Raw genomic sequence first — 18,015 nt, forward strand, 5'->3', positions numbered from 1 at the left:
CGGAAGGCGATCGAATGCAGGGAAAAGAATTTGAAGAAAAAAATGCCGAACGCTGGGCTGAGTATGATCAGACCCTGAGTCGACTGGAGAAGAAGCGCGACCCATCGATCGATGTCTCCACGCTGCCGACCCGGTTCCGTGAGATCTGCACGGATTTGGCACTGGCGCGTCACCGGATGTATGGCATGCCGATGAACGAGCACCTCAATGAGCTGGTGATCCGTGGTCACAAGATGATTCATCGCAGAGCGGGAGGCACCTGGGAGATGCTGTTGCGCTTCGTAGCGGTGGATTTCCCCGTGGCTGTTAGGAAAGAGTGGCGTCTGCTCATCGTGGCCACGCTGAGCTTTGTGCTGCCGCTGATAGGCGTGGCCTTGGCGGGGTTCTACTGGCCGGATTTTTCATGGATTCAAGCCGTGTTAGGACCGCAGATGATGCAGCAGCTGGACATGATGTATGGCAGCAGCGACGACCAAATTTCCAACCTGCGCGATGAATACGGGTCGAACTTCATGATGTTCTGCCACTACATCTGGAATAACATCGGGATTGATTTTCGAATTTACGCCGGGGGAATCTTGGCCTGTCTGGGGAGTTTGTTTTTCCTGATCTACAATGGCGTGTTTTTTGGTGCGGTGATCGCTTACATTCACACGGCATGTAGCACCAAGGCCTTTTACACCTTCGTGGCCGGGCACTCGTCGTTCGAGCTGATCGCCATGGTGATCGCAGGTATGGCCGGACTGCGCATCGGTCTGGGCTTGCTCCATCCGGGCCGCAAAACCCGCCGCAAGTCGCTGATGGATGCCGGGAAGAAATCGCTGCCTCTGATACTCGGCGCCGCGCTGATGACTTTTGTGGCGGCGGCGATCGAAGGGTTTTGGTCGGCTCAAGCACTGCCGGAGATGCTGAAATACAGCGTCGGTATTGCGCTGTGGTTTGTCTGTGTGCTCTACCTGGCCTTGGCCGGGCGTGGTGCCCGACAGAGCTCCAGCGCAGTCTTTGGTAAAAAAAGCATAGAGGGAGGTCAGGGTGCAGCTTGAGAATGTCACCGCAGAAATCCGGCCGCGGGCGCCGTGGGAATCGATCGATCTCGGTTGCTCATTGGCGCGCAAGCATATCGGAGACATCTGGAAAGCCTGGGCGTTCACCGTGTTACCACTGTGGCTGGTGCTGGCGGTGGTGCTGCGAAATCATCCCTTCGTGCTGATTTTGTGTATCTGGTGGCTCAAGCCACTTTACGATCGAGTGCCGCTGATGGTGGTGAGTCGGGCGCTTTTCGGATCGGCCCCGAGTGTCCGCGAGGTGGTCAAGGCCTGGCCGAAGATGATGTTCCGGCGGATCTGGTTTGCGCTGGTGCTGGGGCGATTTTCTCCTGCGCGCAACCTCACGCTGCCGGTGGCTGAGCTTGAAGGTTTACGCGGTGCCGCTTACCGACAGCGGGTGAATTTGCTCGAGCGCAACGGTGGTGAAGGCGCCACTATGGCCACACTGGCAGGCATTATTTTGGAAATGGTCACCGCCGCTGGATTAGTGATGTTAGTCATGCTGATGGTGCCGGACCACATCGCCACCCGCTGGATGGAAGGCCTGGGTGAGTTTTTCGAACACGATAACCTTTCCGAGTTTTCCGACGGCTTTTTCTGGCTGGCTGCTGGAGTGCAAATGTTTGCCTACATGGTGATGGAGCCGTTTTACGTCAGTGCCGGTTTTGCCCTGTATATTAATAGTCGAACTCTAACCGAAGGGTGGGACATCGAGCTGGCATTCAAGCGCTTGGGGCAGCGGTTGCAGAAACTCCGTTCCGGTGCCGCCCTGTTGCTAGTCGGTTTCGCAACGGCCATGGCCGTGCCCAATGCCAAGGCCGAAAACTCACCATACCGCGAGAGTGCCGAGCAGGTTCTGGCCGATGAAGATTTCACCATCCACCACCGCACAATTGAGGTGCCGGTGGATGACGGCAGTGACGATAACTCGTTCTTCGAGTGGCTGGCCGATGCCCTCGGCGGCTCCGGGATGCCGGGCTTCATGGGGATGTTGGGAACGATTCTTTTCTACGTGATCCTGGCAGCTGTGATCGCGGGGATCATCTATCTGATTGTTAGAAATCGACACGTTTTCAACGCCAGCGGTAAGGTCGGAAATCTGAGCGAAGGACGGGCGAAAATCGAAGCGGTGATGGGCATGGATGTCCGTCCCGAGTCCTTGCCGGACGACGTGGTGGCCGCCGCGAGGGACGCATGGCGCGATGGCGATAGTCACCTGGCGCTGAGCTTGCTTTACCGGGGTGCCATTGCCTGGCTGGTCCATCGCGAGACGCTGCCGATTGAGGAAAGCGATACCGAAGGCGACTGCTTGAGACGCGTCGAGCTGGTCAACAACACCGAATACGGACCCTATTTTAAAACCCTAACATCGACCTGGATCGACGTTGCCTACGGCCAAAAAGAGCCCGATGGCAATCGCATGATTGAACTCTGCGACCGGTGGCCCTTCGATGCCCTGAATCACTCGAAAAAAGGAAGGAGTGCCCGGTGAAATTACTAAGAATGATTCTCGCAGGCCTCACGCTGTGCCTGCTACTGAGCTCCTGCGGTGAGAAGGAAATCAAGCGCCGCACGGTGGGATACAAGGGGAAGGCCAAGTCCAATCCCTTCCTCGCGGCCGAACGCTTTCTCGCGGAGCAGGGCAAGGACGCTGGATCGGAACACGGACTGGGCCGACTCGATGAGGACACTGGCACCCTGTTCCTGCCACCGACCTCCATCAACACCGTCGGCCGCGCGAAACGTCTGCTCGACTGGGTGGCTGAAGGCGGTCATCTCGTCCTGATGTTAGAAGGTGGTGAAATGGGCGGCAACGACTTCAGCATGACTCCCAGCTTCAACTTCGGCGGCGATGAAACGTCGGCTGGGGTGGATTACATTTTGGACGAACTCGAGGTGGGCTATGAAGGTCCGGAAGCGGTGTCGTTTTCCGGCAGCTCGATGGACATCGATGACTGGGAAGCCATGGACGAAAAAGATCGCGTGCTGCTGGACTCGTCGATCAGCCAAGTGGACCTCGGCCACGGCAAGATGGAGCTGCGCTATTGGACGGGGAATGGCTTGGATTACGATTCGCAATACATGGGCGAATACCTCGGAACCTCGGCGAAAAAGGGCGATGACGCGCTGCGCTTCCTGAGTATGCTCTACGGAAATGGTCGGGTCTCCTTGCTCACCGATGCCCGACCGCTGAGAAACCGCTATCTGGCCTACGCCGATCACGCCGAGTTCCTCGCCACCCTCGTGGAACTCTCGCGCGAAGGGAAGGTGGTCTTTTCCTCAGGTGAGGGCGACGGATTTTTTGCCATGGTCTGGCGTCATTTCAAGATGGCAGTGTTAGGCTTGCTGGCCGTCGTGGTGTTCTGGCTTTGGCGGCACCTGCCACGCTACGGTCCGGAGCAGGACATCGGCGAGGGCAATACCCGCGAGTTCTCTGACCAGTTGCGAGGCATTGGTCGCTTTCTCTGGCATCACAAGCGCGACGACACCCTGCTCGGTGCACTGCGCTCCAATGTGAACCGCGAACTCTCGCTGCAACCCGGCATGAGTCACGAGGGGATCTTTGAACAGCTCGCCACGGCCTCAGGCCTTCCGGTGGAATCGGTGATCGAGGCGATGACGCGCGAGCACATCCACGAGCCCAGTGTGATGGTGCGCGTGACCACCAATCTTCAGAAAATTCTCAAACACATCCAATAATCCAAGACATCATGAACGACCATCAACCACCCTCAGTGAACCCCGCGGGCCAAGATCCGGCGCAGCAGCCTCAGGCTTCTTATCAAGCGGCTCCTTCCGTATCGCGTGCGGCGATGCTTACGCAGCAAATCCATGGTGAGCTGCGCAAGGTATTCTTCGGTCAGGACCACGTGGTGAATCAGGTGCTGGCCGCCTTGCTGGCTGGTGGTCATGTTTTGTTAGAAGGTAAACCCGGTCTGGGGAAAACGCACCTGGTGCTGGCTCTGGCACACAGCTTCGGCGGAGATTTTGGTCGGATCCAATTTACTCCGGATCTGATGCCCACGGATGTGACTGGTTTCACCTTGTTCGATATGAAAAGTCAGACCTTTCAAATGCGCCGAGGTCCGGTGTTCACCAACTTGCTCTTGGCCGATGAGATTAACCGGGCCCCCGCTAAAACCCAGGCTTCGTTGTTAGAGGTGATGCAGGAACAGCAGGTGACGATCGATGGCGAAAGCATCAAGCTGGAAGCTCCCTTCATGACCTTGGCCACTCAGAACCCGATTGAGCAGGAAGGCACCTATCCACTGCCGGAAGCGCAGCTGGACCGATTCCTGATGAAGGTGGTGATCGATTACCCGGATCAGGTGAGCGAGGAGCACGTGGTGGGGCAGGTAACGTCCGTGGCATCGGGCCAAGGGCTGAATGCCAAGACGGTGGATCAGGTCTGCGCCCAAAGCGATATCATCGAAGCACAGCGCGAGTGCGCGGCCATTCGTGCCGTGCCGGAGGTGGTGCGCTACGCCGTGAACATCTGTCGGGCCACTCGCGAAGCCCAAGGGATTAGCCTGGGGGCCGGCACGCGGGGGGCGATCAGTCTTGTGCAAGTGGCCAAGGCCTACGCGCTGATGAGCAACCGCGACTTTGTCACTCCCGATGATATTAAATCGGCGGCTCTGCCGGTGCTGCGCCACCGGGTTCAGCTGGCACCAGAGCTCGCCATTAGTGGCCAGAATATCGACGATGCGGTCACCAACATCGTCAACTCCGTCGAGGCACCTCGCATCTAATCTCTGACAGGCCAAGCCTAGCGATCACCGAAATATGCAGCCGACTCAACGCGTCATCCTCCTCGCCATCCTCTGGGCCTTGCTCGGATTTGGTGCCAGCCTGTGGTCACCGCTGGTGCCTTTCTGGCTCTGGGGCGGTGGGGTAGCGGCGGTGTTTCTGCTGGTGGATGCTCTCTGGGGACGCTGGCAGAAGGTGCCTTCGGTCGACCGCTCACTGCCCGGCCGCTTTGCCATTGGCATCGAACAGTTGGTCCCCATGAAGCTGCACAATCCGGGGAATCTCGCGCTCAAAGTCCGCTGCTACGATGGCTTGCCCGGCGATGCGCTGAGTGATGAAATGCCGTGGACTGGAACAATCCCTGCCGGAGGCCACACGGAGATCAAGTATCCAGTGACCATTGCCGAGCGTGGTCTCAAGCAGTTTGCGCCCGTGCATCTGCGCGTGTTCTCGCCGCTGGGGTTTTGGACACGGAGCTGTCGCAGCGGCCAGGACCAATTTACCCGAGTCTATCCGAACTATGAACCGGTGCTACGCTACGCCTTGTTAGCCATGGCGAATCGCGCCGAGCAAATGGGGATCGTGAAGAAAAACCGCACCGGAATGAGTCGGGAATTCCACCAACTGCGCGACTATCAATTAGGCGATCAACTCTCGAAAATTGATTGGAAAGCCAGCTCGAAGCGACTCTCTCTGATCACTCGCGATTACCAGGAACAGCGCGACCAGACGGTGATTTTAGCGGTCGACTGTGGCAGGCGCATGCGTGCCCTCGATGGCGGCGTGCCCCAGTTCGATCATTGCCTGAATGCCATGCTACTCCTCGCATACACCGCACTGCGGCAGGGAGATCATGTTGGGATTCTCGGTGTCGGTGGCTCCGACCGCTGGCTGCCACCGGTCAAGGGTGTGCAGGCGATGACCACCATTTTAAACCACCTCTACGATTACGAAACCTCTACCTCACCGAGTGATTTTTCCGAAGCGGCGGAGCACCTGTTGACCCGGCAGCGTCGACGCTCCTTGGTGGTGATGCTCAGCAACATCCGCGGTGAAGATGGTCACCAGCTGGTCGAACCATTGCGGATGATTCGCCGGCGCCACGTCACCATTCTCGCCAACCTACGTGAAGCCTCGGTGACTCGACGCATGGAAACCCCGGCCGCTGTGTTAGATGATGCCCTCGAGGTGGGAGCAACTGCCATTTACCTTGAGGAGAGGGCGAGAGTGCTCGGGGAGCTCAGGCAGCACGGCATTTTCACGGTGGATAGCCTCGCCAAAGAGCTTCCGATCGCGCTGGCCAATGCCTACCTCAATGCCCGCGAGCAGGTTTAAGCCACTTCCATCATGAACTTACTGAAGACATTCCACTGGTCAAAACTCACCGTCACCCTGGCGGCGCTGGTGGTGGCGATTTTGGTGAAATCCACACCGGTGATGATTGTCTCGGCCTGTTTTCTCGGCCTGATCGCCTTTGAGCGTCGGCTCGATATTCTGGTGCCACGGGGCCTGGCCTTGGCCTTCATGATTTTCTGCATCTGCTCGCTGGTGCTCGGAAGCTACTACAACTTCTATGAAAAATTCAGCTGGTGGGACGACATGCTGCACGCCTTTTACGGCGGCGCCTTCGCGCTGATCGGTTTCCTTTTCATCCAATACCTTTCCTACAAGCGGGGCGTGGAGAATGATGTCCTGATCATCTGCATGTTTTCCTTCTGCTTCTCGGTCACCTTCGGTGCTATCTGGGAGATCTATGAATACAGCTACGACATCCTCACGGGCGGCAACATGCAGCGCACCGAGGTCGGGCGCGGGGTTGATGATACCATGCACGATATCATCCTCGAGAGCAGCTCCGCGCTGGTGCTGAATATTTTCATCTACATTTACCTCCGAAGCGGCGCACACAATGTGGTGGGGCGCGTTTGGGAATCGTTTCTGGAGCTCAACCCACCTCGTCGTGTGATCCGCGATGAAATCAAGCGGCTGAGGGAGCGCAAGCAGATGAAAAAATCCTACCGAGGACTGCGCTCCGGCCGCAACTCGCGGCGTGGGGATTAGCCGGATATCGGTGTTGCGCGATGGGCTCGTGATGTTCAGACTGCGGGCGGAAATGAACAGCTTTTACAACGCATTCGACCACGAACGGCTTTCTAACTGGGAAGCAAGTGGCGACTTTCGCACGCCTTTTCAAATGGACCGCGATCGGGTGCTGCATACGCCTGCATTTCGTCGGATGCAGAGCAAGACCCAGGTGTTCTGGAGTGGCGAGTATGATTTCTACCGCACCCGCCTGACCCACTCGCTGGAAGTGGCGCAGATTGGTCGATCGATCTGCCACTGGCTGAAACAAGACTCCGAACTGCTGCGCGACGACCACTTCATTGACCCCGAGTTGGTCGAGGTGATCTGCCTGTCGCACGATCTCGGGCATCCACCCTTCGGCCACGCCGGCGAGCGGAGCCTCAATTTCCTGATGAAGGATTACGGCGGCTTCGAGGGCAACGCGCAGACGCTCCGACTGCTCACCGAGCGCATCTTTTCCGTCAAACGAAGCGGCATGGATCCAACCCGCGCCTTTCTCGATGGCGTGCTGAAATACAAAACCCTGTGGAGTGAGTTGAACAAGCAGGGCGAGGCACCCGAAAACCACTTTATCTACGACAGCCAGGCGGCGTATCTCGATTGGGCCATCGGCGGCAATGATTTCCCGGTGGAATACACACCGGGGGACGAGCGCGACAAGTTCAAGTCGATCGAGTGCCAGGTGATGGACTGGGCTGACGACACCGCCTATTCGCTCAACGACCTTGCCGATAGTGTCAGGGCCGGCTTTTTGTCGATCCACCGCATCGAACAATGGGCGGAAAAAACCGGAAACTCCTGCGGTGAGGGATCGCCGCTGGGGGATTTGATCAAGGCGATTCGCGGCAACCGAGTGGAACCGTTTGCTGGGAAAAGAATTGGGAAATACATTCAGTCGGCCCGCCTGGTCGAGGACACGAACTGCATGAGCGCCTTGACCAACCGCTATCGCTATCGACTGGAGGTCGATGCAGATATTCGCGCGGAGTCCGAGGTGTTCAAGAAGCTGGCATTTCAGGTCGTCTTCCTCTCGCCGGAACTGAAGCAACTGGAGCACAAGGGGAACTTCATGTTAGAACGACTCTGGGAGGTGCTGAAAACGCGCTACATCGACGGCCTAAGCATCGGCGGTCAAAATTTTCAAATCCTCCCCAAAGATGATGCCGAGGAAATTGAAGCCCAGGACGACGTCAACGAACGCGCCCGCTTGGTGTGCGATTTTCTGGCCGGCATGACTGATAGCTCGGCGGTGCGTTTGTACAAGCGCCTGTTCATTCCCGACTTCGGCTCGATCGGCGATCTAGTCGGTTAGGGATGGTGGTTAGTTGTTAGTATTCACCAGTGATAAAGAGCACTGGTGGGCGATACATTGCGTGGGTAGATCTAACGTTGATTTCGTAATGTATTGATTATTACTGGGTTCGGTGTTATGGTGCAATGTGAGAGATGTACAATGCACTAGTTGGACAGTGCGTCTGTGGATCTTTCATCCCCGCAGACAATGAACCAGATTTTCAAAGCTACCCGAAGCATGCCCGCACCCCATGTGGTGCGAGCCGAGGGAGTGCGGTTTTTGAAAAATGCTTGGGAGAAGGTTAAGCAGTTTAGTCTCATCGAGCCCACCATCGAGACTCGGCCTCCTCGTATTGGCATTGCTCTCTCATCTGGAGGTGCCAAAAGCTTGGCCCACGTCGGAGTGATCCAGGTGTTAGAGGAGAACGGGATTGAGGTGCACGCCGTTGCTGGCTCGAGCATGGGGGCCTATGTCGGCGCTCTATGGGCCGCAGGCTGCGATGGCGCGCAGCTGTTCAAGCTCGCTGCCGAAATGCAGGACCGCACCGTGCTCAAGCAGCTGGCCGACCCAGCACCGCCCTTTCTCAAGGGCTTTCTGAAAGGGGAGAAAGCCAGAGATCATCTGGGGGCAAGCATCGGGGATGTGTCGTTTGATCAGCTACAGAAACAGCTCATCATCGTGGCCGCCGACCTCGATAGCTACGAACGCATTGTCTTCCGCCACGGTTCCGTTCTTGATGCGGTGCATGCCAGCTGCGCCATGCCCGGCGTGGTGGTTCCGGTCACCGTGGATGGAAAACGCTGCACCGATGGCGGTGTGGTCGAGCCGGTGCCGGTGTCCTCTATGCGGAAATTTTGCGACGTCGATCTCGTCATCGCGGTGAGCACCCTGCCTGATTTCACCCAACTGAACCACAAACGCGAAAGTGAGGACGCGGAAATTCAGCAGGAGATCTCTAGCAGCCTGTGGGGGCGCATGGCCAAGACCATCACCGGGAGTATCAGTCTTACCGCCGAGGGGAACACCATCGACACCCTGCGACGCAGCATCCGCATCGGCCAGATCCGGATCGCCCACGATGCCTGCAAGAATGCGGACGTCGTGATGCATGCCCACACCCACCAGGAGAGTCGCTGGCACGATTATCATAACTTTGAACATTTCATCGAAGTCGGCCGACACGCCGCAGAAGCCCAGCTCCACACCATCCGCGAGCTCATCGAAAACTACCAACCAGAAACTTCTCAACATGAATCTAAAGTTCAAAAATTGGTGGGATAAGGCCTCCCCGGAAGAGGTCGAACGTCATCAGTCGAAGCTCCTGCAAAAACTGATCACCACCCGCGTTGCCCCGTTTTCCAAATATTACCGCGAGATGTTTGAGCGCGAGGGGATCGACCCGGCATCGATCCAGTCCACCGATGATCTGGTGCGACTGCCGTTCACCTTCAAGCGCGACCTCGGCGAGACCAAGGACTTTGTCATCGTGCCGGAAAAAGAGGTGCTGCAAAGACAGTCGGGCACCTTTCTCAAAATGCTGCGTCACGGTCCTCGTGGGGTGAAAAAGGTGCTCGAGGACGAACTGCGTCCCATTTTCATGACCAGCACCACCGGTCGATCTTCCGCGCCCGTGCCCTTCCTTTACACCCAACAAGACATCGCCATTCTCGAAGAGAGCGGACGTCGGCTGATGGAAATGTGTGGCGCCACGCCGGATTTTAAAATCGTCAACGCCTTTCCCTTTGCTCCCCACCTGGCTTTCTGGCAGGCACACTACGCTGGCACCGGAGATAATAAATTCACCCTCTCCACCGGAGGCGGTAAGGTGATGGGGACCTCCGGCAATGTGGAGGTGATTGCCAAAATCCAACCCGACGCCATCATCGCGATGCCGACGTTTTTGTATCACTTGCTGCAAAAAGCCGCCGAGGGGAAGCAGCGCTGGCCGAACTTGAAACGCCTGGTGTTAGGTGGCGAAAAAGTCCCCGAGGGCATGCGCCGCAAGCTGCGCACTTTCTGCGCGGAACTCGGTGCGGACAAGGTGGATATTCTCTCCACCTACGCGTTCACCGAAGCCAAGATGGCCTGGGCGGAATGCGCCGCAGCCGAAGGTGAGGAGTCGGCCGGTTTCCATCTCTATCCCGACCTGAGCATCATCGAAGTGGTCGACCCCAACACGGGCGAACGGGTGCCTGACGGTCACCCCGGTGAGATTGTCTACACGCCACTGCAGAGTCGTGGCTCGATCGTGCTGCGCTACCGCACCGGCGACCTGATCGAGGGCGGCATCGTGCGCGACCTCTGTCCGATCTGTGGTCGCACCTGCCCGCGCTTGGTGGGAAAAATTTCCCGAGTCTCGGATATCCACCGACTGAATATCGGCAAGCTGAAAGGCACCTTGGTCGATTTCAATCAGCTGGAAAACCTGCTCGACGATACCGAAGGCCTGGGTGCCTGGCAGTTGGAGCTGCGTAAGGAGAATGATGATCCGTTAGATCTCGATGAAATCATTATCCACGCGGTGCCAATGGACTGCAAGCAGGCCACCCTGGCGGAAAACATCCGGCAAAAACTCAAGAATGCCACCGAACTGAGCCCGAACGACATCCGTTTCTACGATTGGAAAACCATGCGCAAAATGCAGGGGGTCGGTAAGGAGCTGAAGGAGAAGAAAGTCATCGATAATCGCCCGAAATAATCACCCGAACCCATGACATCATGCAAATCTTAGCCGCCACCCGCACCCCGTTCACTCGCATGGGATCCAGCCTCTCTGCCCTGAGCGCCGCGGAGCTGGGTCGACACGCAGCGTCCGCTCTACTCACCGAGATCGGCATTGACCCCGCCACATTGGACGAGGTGATCATCGGCTGCGTGTGTCAGCCGGTGGACGCTGCCAACATCGCCCGAGTGATCGCGCTGAAATCCGGAGTCCCCATGGCCGTGCCCGCGGTCACCGTGCACCGAAATTGCGCCTCGGGGATGGAGTCCATCACGACGGCGGCCGAACGCATTGCCGCTGGCAGAGGGGGGCTTTATCTGGTCGGTGGCGTCGATAGCATGAGCAACGTGCCTCTGCTCTACCGCAAGTCGGCGGTGCAAAAGTTCACCCGGCTCTCGAAGGCCAAGACCTTCGACCAGCGACTCGGTGTCTTCACTTCGTTTCGGCCTGCGGATTTCTCACCGGTGATCGGATTAAAACTGGGCCTCAGCGATCCGGTTTCCGGACTGAACATGGGGGAGACCGCCGAGCTGCTGGCGCGTGAATTCAACATCAGCCGGGAGGAGCAGGATGCCTTCGCCGTTGCGTCCCAACACAAAGCATCTGCCGGGCGAGAGTTTTTAAATGAGGAAATCTCACCCGCCCATATCCGCGGCCAAGTGGTCGATACCGATGATGGCATCCGCGATGACAGCTCGGTGGAGAAATTGGCCAAGCTGAAGCCGGTGTTTAATCGCACCACCGGCACGGTCACTGCCGGAAATTCATCGCAGATCACCGATGGCGCCGTGATGATGTTAGTGGCGACGGATGAAAAGGCGGCGGAGTTGGGAATCGAGCCGCTGGGTCGACTCACAGGATACGCTTACACCGGCTGCGATCCGAAACGCATGGGTCTTGGGCCCGTCAAAGCCATTGCCGAGGCTAACCGCCTCACCGGATTGAGCCTGGGGGATGCCGATACGATTGAGATCAACGAGGCCTTCGCGGCCCAGGTGTTAGCCTGCTGCAAGGCACTGTCAGACCCCGGCTATGCGTCACGTGCAGGCCTGGAAAATCCCCTCGGTGAGATCCCGGCGGAAAAGCTCAACCCGCACGGTGGCGCCATTGCCTTGGGACATCCGGTCGGGGCGACCGGATCGCGTCTGGTCTACACCGCCTTGCATCAACTTCAGAAAAACGGAGGCAAGCGCGCTCTGACATCTCTCTGCGTCGGCGGAGGGCAGGGGGCTGCACTCTGGTTGGAAACCAATTAACCACTCACCATCATGGCTAACATAAAAAGATCCACCGAAGACCATATCGCCATTCTCACTTTCGACCGGGAGAACAGTGGTGCGAATATTTTTGATCGTGATGTGTTGTTAGAACTCGATGACCACATTGCCACGATCGAGCAAGACTCGGCATTGCAGGGCTTGCTCATCAACTCGGCCAAACGATCCATCTTTATTGCCGGAGCGGACATCAAGACCTTATTCAGTGCCCCGAAGGATGAGTTGGCGCAGTTGTTGGAGCTGGGGCAGCGTGTGTTTGATCGTCTGGCGGCGCTGAAAATCACCACCGTCGCGGCGATTCACGGTGCCTGCGCCGGAGGTGGCTGTGAGCTGGCCTTAGCCTGCGATTGGCGCGTGCTCTCGGATGCGTCCGCCACCCGGATAGGTCTGCCGGAGACGCAGTTGGGGATTTTACCGGCTTGGGGTGGCTCGACCCGGCTCCCGAACATGATCGGGCTACCTGACGCTCTCGGCCTGATCCTTGCCGGTAAACTGCTCAAAGCCGGTGCCGCCAAACACAAGGGGCTGGCTGATGCTGTCTGTCCACCCGAGGACCTCAAAGATTACGCCAAAACATTTCTGCAACGAGGGAAACGGAAATACGATTCCCACTCCATGCTGCACAACCGCCTCAGCGTTTCGATGATTCGGAAGAAGGCCGAGGCCAATGTGATGAAGAAAACGCGCGGACTGTATCCCGCCGCGCTGAAGGCCTTGGAGGTCGTCTCTGGGGCGGTGAACTGCAGTCATCACGACAGCTTGGGGAATGAGCGCGCGGCCTTCTTGGAGCTGGCCGAACTCCCGCAGACCAAGCGGCTGATCGGTTTGTTTTTCCTCAATGAACGCTTCAAAAAACTCAAGCCTAACGATGTTGGTCCAGCACCGGTCGAGACCGTGGCGACCATTGGCGCCGGCGTCATGGGCTCTGGCATTGCTTACTGGCTGAGCACCCGTGGCAAGAAGGTCATTCTCCAAGATATCAACGACGAAGCCATCGCCAAAGGTCTGGCTGGCATTGAAAAGCTCTATCAGGGGTCGGTGAAAAAACGGGTGATGTCCAAGGTGGAGGCCGTCCGTGGTTTCGACCTCATTCATGCCTCGGCCAATCGTGTGCCACTGCAGCTCTGCGATATGGTGATCGAGGCCGCTTCGGAGAATCTGGAGATTAAAAAGAAGATCTTCGCGGATCTCAGTGAGCGCACGAGTGCAAAGACGATCTTAGCCACCAACACCTCGGCCCTGCCGATCCATGAGCTGGCTCCTGTCATCAGCCACCCGGAACGACTCGTGGGGCTGCACTTTTTCAACCCGGTGCATCGCATGAAACTGGTCGAGGTGGTGCAAACGGAAAGCACCTCTCCGGAGACGCTGGCAACCGCCGTGGCTTTTGTGCAGAAAATTGGCAAGCTGCCGGTGGTGGTGAAAGATCGACCTGGCTTCCTGGTGAATCGGATTTTACTGCCGTATCTGGTGGAGGCAGGGGAGATGTTCTCCCGAGGCGGCGACCCCCGGGAGATCGATCGGGCGATGCTCGATTTTGGCATGCCCATGGGGCCGATCAGGCTGCTGGATGAGGTTGGACTCGATGTCGGGATCCACGTCGCCAAAACCTTGGCCGCCGCCTTTCCAGATCGCATGAAGGTGCCGGAGATCCTCACTGAGATGGTTGAGCAAGGGTTCTTGGGTAAGAAAACGGGGCAAGGGTTCTATCTCTATCAGGGCAGTGGCGAGCTAGTGCCGAACCCAGAGGTGTTAGCCATGCGAACTGGGCATGAAGCGCCTGAGGACATTGCCGCAAAGCTGGCCGGCATGATGACGGATGAAGCCATTCTCTGCCTGGACGAAGGTGTCGCCTCGGCGCCCGAGGATATCGATTTCGCCATGGTCATGGGCACCGGTTTCGCACCCTTCCGTGGTGGTCCGCTGCGCTACAGTGACGATAACGATCTGCACAAGCGCAAGTTTTACCAACAATCACCCAGCCCCTAACAACTATATAAAACCATGAGCGAAGAATACAAATCTACCATCGATACCTCAAGCATGTCCGAGGGCCAGCGCGCCGCTCTGGAAATGGCGGAAGAGTCGCGCGATACCCGCGCGGCATCCGGTTTTGCCTCCAGCTTGTTCATGGGCGTGCCGGATTTTTCCAAGATCACTCCCTTCACTCGACAGAGTCCGGAGGATCAGCAAGCGGGGGACGAGTTCATCGCCCAACTGGATGCGTATTTGAAAAATCATACCGACCCGGATGCGATCGATCGCGAAGGTGAGATCCCCGACGAAGTCTTCAAGGGACTCGCTGAGCTGGGGTCATTCGGCATCAAAATCCCGAAGGAATACGGCGGTCTCGGGCTCTCGCAAACGAATTACTCGCGTGCCGCGATGCTGTTGGGAACCTGGTGTGGCAACATGACCGCGCTCCTATCCGCGCACCAGTCCATCGGGGTGCCTCAGCCGCTGATTGTTTTTGGCACCGAGGAGCAGAAGAAAAAATACCTGCCGCACTGCGCTGCCGGTGGTGTGTCCGCTTTTGCTCTCACAGAGGTCGGCGTGGGGTCTGACCCCGCCCGGATGAAAACCACCGCCACCAAGAGCGAGGACGGATCGCATTTTCTGCTCACCGGCGAGAAACTGTGGTGCACGAACTTGCTGAAATCACGCTACATCATCGTGATGGCCAAGACGCCGACCGAGGCGAAACCACATTCCACCACCGCTTTTTTAGTCGATACCGAAGCCGAAGGGGTGAAAATTGTTAGGCGCTGCCACTTCATGGGGCTAAAGGCGCTCTACAATGGGGTAGTGAAGTTCACCAATGTTAGAATCCCGAAGGAGGATGTGGTGCATGAGGAAGGCAAGGGCTTGAAGGTGGCGCTGACGACGCTGAACACGGGTCGCCTAACACTTCCTGCCGCGTGCAGCGGTCTGATGCGCGAGTGCATCGATATCTGCCTACGCTGGTGCCGCGAGCGCGAGCAGTGGGGGGCACCGATTGGCAAACACGCCGCCATCGCTGGCAAGCTAGCCGATATGGCGGCCGATGCCTTTGCCACCGAGGCGATGGTTTACTACGTCTCTGCCTTGGTGGATGCCGATAAAAAAGCCGACATCCGCATCGAGGCCGCGATGGCCAAGCTCTGGGGAACCGAAGCCGGTTGGCACACGGTGGACGAAACTATGCAGATTCGTTCCGGCCGTGGTTACGAAACGGCCGACTCTCTGCGCGCCCGTGGGGAGTCGCCTGATCCGGTCGAGCGCATGTTTCGTGATTGTCGAATCAATACCATTTTCGAAGGCTCGAGCGAGATCATGCGCTTGTTCATCGCCCGTGAAGCGCTCGACCCCCATCTGCGCCGCGGCGCTGCCGCCATCGATACCCGCTTACCGATGGGTGACCGGCTGTCTGCCGGTGCCAAAGCCGGCATGCACTACGCTTTTTGGTATCCTGCTCGATTCCTGCCACGTGGAGCGGGTATCCCTGATGAGATGCACCCGACCTTGCGAAAACACATGAGTGCGATTAACCGGCTCAGTGCCAAGTTGGCGCGGAGTCTGTTCATGGCGATGGTTTTCAATGGCCCGAAATTGGAAAAACTTCAGCTTCTGTTAGGTCGCTACGTCGACATCGCCACCGAGCTCTTCGCGATGTCTTGTGCCTGCTCTCGGGCACAAGCTGAGATCAAGCGTCAGGCGAAGGATGTGTTAGGAAATAATGCGCTGCAAACGTCGGACTACATCTGTCGCCGTGGCTGTCGTCGGATCGCTACTTGGTTCACCGAAGCTGGCAAGGCCCCGGACGCCGAAGGCTACAAACTCGCTCAGAAATTGATGCAGCACGAAGACTAAAAGACCGCAGGTCGGTAGGGATGATTGGCCTCAATCATCCGGACCGAAGCGATTGATGTCGGTTACAAGAATGCGCTTTCAATGGCTTCGATCTGAATGTGTTCGAGGATCAATGATCGATGATGCCATCCGGAAGATTGAGGCCAATCTTCCCTACCGCTACGCCCGAGAAAAAACCGACAGTTTGATGCTGAAATGCATTGACCCTGGTTGGGGCTGGGATTACTGACGACGGCAATTCGTATGCTTGCCGTATCGACACCTTGGATGAGCTCCTTCCGCCACAGAGTGGTTGAAGGGATCCGTGTCGGTTTGATCTTTTTGCTGACGCTGCTGATTAGCGGTCTGCTACCGATGTTGATCCAAACTTACGGCTATTACGACATGGCGCAGAAGTCAGGCGGCATCGAAAACATCGTCGAAGTGGTCACCGAGGCACCGGCCTGTGAGTTCTGTATCGCCGCGCAGGAGCTACAGAATAAGTCGGAGCCCGACAAGCAAGCGCCGGTGAACGAAGACCGGGTGGAAATTGTTAAAAGCCACGCGATTTTCCACGATCAAGATTTTTTCAGAGCCCCACCTGTCGGCCCATTTGAGGCAGGCCGGAAATCTCGCTCTGGTGATGAATTGGCACCCGACAGTTGGGTGCTGGCTCCGGTGACACCACCGCCGGAAGTTTTTGGATAATACACAGCATGTCGCCCCCATGTGTGAGGGCGCTATTTGATGACTCGATTTCCCCGGCCACGCTTCTGAGTGGTAGGAAATCCCGCCTTGTCCGTGCGCGGTAAAACCATGCGGACACCAACCATTACTTATTATTATCCAAAATGAATTCTTTTAAAAAATCGATGATCCTCGGCGCGGCCGCAGGACTTACTTCAGGTCTGGCCCTCGCCGGAGAAGCCACTGGCAGCCTGACTACTCCAACCACCTCAGACTACGATGCCCACCGTGTCGACGCCCACGCGCCCATCGGTGTCATGGGGGATCACACCCACGAAGTCGGCGAGTGGATGCTTTCCTACCGCTACATGTTCATGAGCATGGACGGCCAACGCGCCGGCACGAACTCGCTTTCCAGCCAGCAGGTATTTGGTCGTGGCTACATGATGGCCGCCACCGAGATGGACATGGAAATGCACATGTTCGGGCTGATGTATGCGCCCAGCGAGCGCCTCACTCTGATGGCGATGGCCAATTACGTGCGCAAGGACATGACCATGGAAATGATGTCCGGCATGGAACACAGCCACTCCAGTGAGGGACTCGGTGATGTGACTGTGGGTGCTCTCTTGAGCGTCTACGATCGTGGTGCGCACCGTGTGCACCTCAACCTCGGCTTGGTGCTTCCTACCGCGGAGGTGGACGTGAAAGATAGCGGTGTCTATCAGCCCTATGGTATGCAGCTCGGTAGTGGCACTTGGGACGCTCAGTTCGGGGTGACATACACCGGGCAAAGCGAGAACTGGTCATGGGGCGCCCAGCTGCTGGGACGGGTCGGACTGGAAGACGAAAACGAGAGCGGTTTCTCCTACGGGGACTCCCTGACCGCGACCACTTGGTTGGCGAGAAAGCTGACCGATTCCGTTAGTTTGTCCGCTCGTCTGGCATACGTTACCCAGGATCGTGTCGATGGCCACTATGACGGTCCGCACAGCCACCACGCACCTTCCCATTTCCAAGAAAACTACGGGGGGGATGTTCTTGAGGCGGGGCTTGGAGTCAACTTCCTGTTCCAGAACGGTGTTCTCAAAGGTCACCGTCTGGCCGCTGAAGTATTGGTTCCCATCTATCAGGACGCCAATGGTGTCGGCATGGATCGTGACTACACCTTCACCCTCGGCTGGCAGAAAGCATTCTAAGAAATCCTTCTAGCAATACAGCCCCATTCGGTGAGAACCGGATGGGGCTTTTTGGTGGATGGATCGGTCTGTTCTCCGGTAGGTTCTATATGGCCTTAGATCAACTTGCGACGCGGCTAGCTGATGG

Annotated in this window: 14 protein-coding genes; all 14 read left to right on the forward strand. The window is 57.4% G+C overall.

Annotated features, from left to right (window positions below):
• Positions 1 to 14: 14 nt before the first annotated feature.
• Positions 15 to 1,043, forward strand: a complete 1,029-nt coding sequence (locus JO972_RS13280) for a stage II sporulation protein M (protein ID WP_309490552.1) — start codon at positions 15 to 17, stop codon at positions 1,041 to 1,043.
• Entirely contained in the window at positions 1,033 to 2,538 is a 1,506-nt protein-coding gene (locus JO972_RS13285) for a DUF4129 domain-containing protein (RefSeq protein WP_309490553.1), read from the forward strand. The genes JO972_RS13280 and JO972_RS13285 overlap by 11 nt, the downstream gene beginning before the upstream one ends.
• Complete coding sequence (locus JO972_RS13290) at positions 2,535 to 3,746, forward strand: DUF4350 domain-containing protein (protein ID WP_309490554.1); 1,212 nt, start codon at positions 2,535 to 2,537, stop codon at positions 3,744 to 3,746. Before JO972_RS13285 ends, JO972_RS13290 begins: the two co-directional genes overlap by 4 nt.
• A gap of 11 nt (positions 3,747 to 3,757) precedes the next feature.
• Positions 3,758 to 4,798, forward strand: a complete 1,041-nt coding sequence (locus JO972_RS13295) for an AAA family ATPase (protein WP_309490555.1) — start codon at positions 3,758 to 3,760, stop codon at positions 4,796 to 4,798.
• Between the two features lie 34 nt (positions 4,799 to 4,832).
• Complete coding sequence (locus tag JO972_RS13300) at positions 4,833 to 6,131, forward strand: DUF58 domain-containing protein (RefSeq protein ID WP_309490556.1); 1,299 nt, start codon at positions 4,833 to 4,835, stop codon at positions 6,129 to 6,131.
• Positions 6,132 to 6,143: 12 nt separating this feature from the next.
• Positions 6,144 to 6,857, forward strand: coding sequence for a DUF2238 domain-containing protein (locus JO972_RS13305; RefSeq protein WP_309490557.1), 714 nt, complete (start codon positions 6,144 to 6,146; stop codon positions 6,855 to 6,857).
• A 31-nt stretch (positions 6,858 to 6,888) separates the two neighbouring features.
• Complete coding sequence (dgt, locus tag JO972_RS13310) at positions 6,889 to 8,193, forward strand: dGTP triphosphohydrolase (RefSeq protein WP_309490671.1); 1,305 nt, start codon at positions 6,889 to 6,891, stop codon at positions 8,191 to 8,193.
• Positions 8,194 to 8,412: 219 nt separating this feature from the next.
• Entirely contained in the window at positions 8,413 to 9,456 is a 1,044-nt protein-coding gene (locus JO972_RS13315; protein ID WP_309490558.1) for a patatin-like phospholipase family protein, read from the forward strand.
• Positions 9,425 to 10,873, forward strand: coding sequence for a phenylacetate--CoA ligase family protein (locus JO972_RS13320; protein ID WP_309490559.1), 1,449 nt, complete (start codon positions 9,425 to 9,427; stop codon positions 10,871 to 10,873). The genes JO972_RS13315 and JO972_RS13320 overlap by 32 nt, the downstream gene beginning before the upstream one ends.
• Before the next feature lie 20 nt (positions 10,874 to 10,893).
• Positions 10,894 to 12,153 carry a thiolase family protein gene (locus JO972_RS13325; protein ID WP_309490560.1) on the forward strand — a complete coding sequence of 420 codons (1,260 nt, stop codon included), beginning with the start codon at positions 10,894 to 10,896 and terminating at the stop codon, positions 12,151 to 12,153.
• A 12-nt stretch (positions 12,154 to 12,165) separates the two neighbouring features.
• Positions 12,166 to 14,163, forward strand: coding sequence for a 3-hydroxyacyl-CoA dehydrogenase NAD-binding domain-containing protein (locus JO972_RS13330; protein WP_309490561.1), 1,998 nt, complete (start codon positions 12,166 to 12,168; stop codon positions 14,161 to 14,163).
• A gap of 15 nt (positions 14,164 to 14,178) precedes the next feature.
• Positions 14,179 to 16,023 (forward strand): acyl-CoA dehydrogenase family protein, encoded by a 1,845-nt coding sequence (locus JO972_RS13335; protein ID WP_309490562.1) that lies wholly within the window; start codon positions 14,179 to 14,181, stop codon positions 16,021 to 16,023.
• A gap of 243 nt (positions 16,024 to 16,266) precedes the next feature.
• The gene (locus JO972_RS13340; RefSeq protein WP_309490563.1) at positions 16,267 to 16,710 is read left to right on the forward strand and encodes a hypothetical protein; all 444 of its coding nucleotides are present in this window, start codon (positions 16,267 to 16,269) and stop codon (positions 16,708 to 16,710) included.
• A gap of 143 nt (positions 16,711 to 16,853) precedes the next feature.
• Positions 16,854 to 17,888 carry a transporter gene (locus tag JO972_RS13345; protein ID WP_309490564.1) on the forward strand — a complete coding sequence of 345 codons (1,035 nt, stop codon included), beginning with the start codon at positions 16,854 to 16,856 and terminating at the stop codon, positions 17,886 to 17,888.
• Positions 17,889 to 18,015: the final 127 nt, after the last annotated feature.

It is taken from the genome of Oceaniferula flava (assembly GCF_016811075.1).
GTDB classification, from domain to species: domain Bacteria; phylum Verrucomicrobiota; class Verrucomicrobiia; order Verrucomicrobiales; family Akkermansiaceae; genus Oceaniferula; species Oceaniferula flava.

What these genes read in the sequence shown, in the direction of transcription:
- JO972_RS13280 (WP_309490552.1), top strand. Translation starts at nt 15, where the DNA reads ATGCAGGGAAAAGAATTTGAAGAAAAAAATGCCGAACGCTGGGCTGAG.
- JO972_RS13295 (WP_309490555.1), top strand. Translation starts at nt 3,758, where the DNA reads ATGAACGACCATCAACCACCCTCAGTGAACCCCGCGGGCCAAGATCCG.
- JO972_RS13300 (WP_309490556.1), top strand. Translation starts at nt 4,833, where the DNA reads ATGCAGCCGACTCAACGCGTCATCCTCCTCGCCATCCTCTGGGCCTTG.
- JO972_RS13305 (WP_309490557.1), top strand. Translation starts at nt 6,144, where the DNA reads ATGAACTTACTGAAGACATTCCACTGGTCAAAACTCACCGTCACCCTG.
- dgt (WP_309490671.1), top strand. Translation starts at nt 6,889, where the DNA reads ATGTTCAGACTGCGGGCGGAAATGAACAGCTTTTACAACGCATTCGAC.
- JO972_RS13315 (WP_309490558.1), top strand. Translation starts at nt 8,413, where the DNA reads ATGCCCGCACCCCATGTGGTGCGAGCCGAGGGAGTGCGGTTTTTGAAA.
- JO972_RS13320 (WP_309490559.1), top strand. Translation starts at nt 9,425, where the DNA reads ATGAATCTAAAGTTCAAAAATTGGTGGGATAAGGCCTCCCCGGAAGAG.
- JO972_RS13325 (WP_309490560.1), top strand. Translation starts at nt 10,894, where the DNA reads ATGCAAATCTTAGCCGCCACCCGCACCCCGTTCACTCGCATGGGATCC.
- JO972_RS13330 (WP_309490561.1), top strand. Translation starts at nt 12,166, where the DNA reads ATGGCTAACATAAAAAGATCCACCGAAGACCATATCGCCATTCTCACT.
- JO972_RS13335 (WP_309490562.1), top strand. Translation starts at nt 14,179, where the DNA reads ATGAGCGAAGAATACAAATCTACCATCGATACCTCAAGCATGTCCGAG.
- JO972_RS13340 (WP_309490563.1), top strand. Translation starts at nt 16,267, where the DNA reads ATGCTTGCCGTATCGACACCTTGGATGAGCTCCTTCCGCCACAGAGTG.
- JO972_RS13345 (WP_309490564.1), top strand. Translation starts at nt 16,854, where the DNA reads ATGAATTCTTTTAAAAAATCGATGATCCTCGGCGCGGCCGCAGGACTT.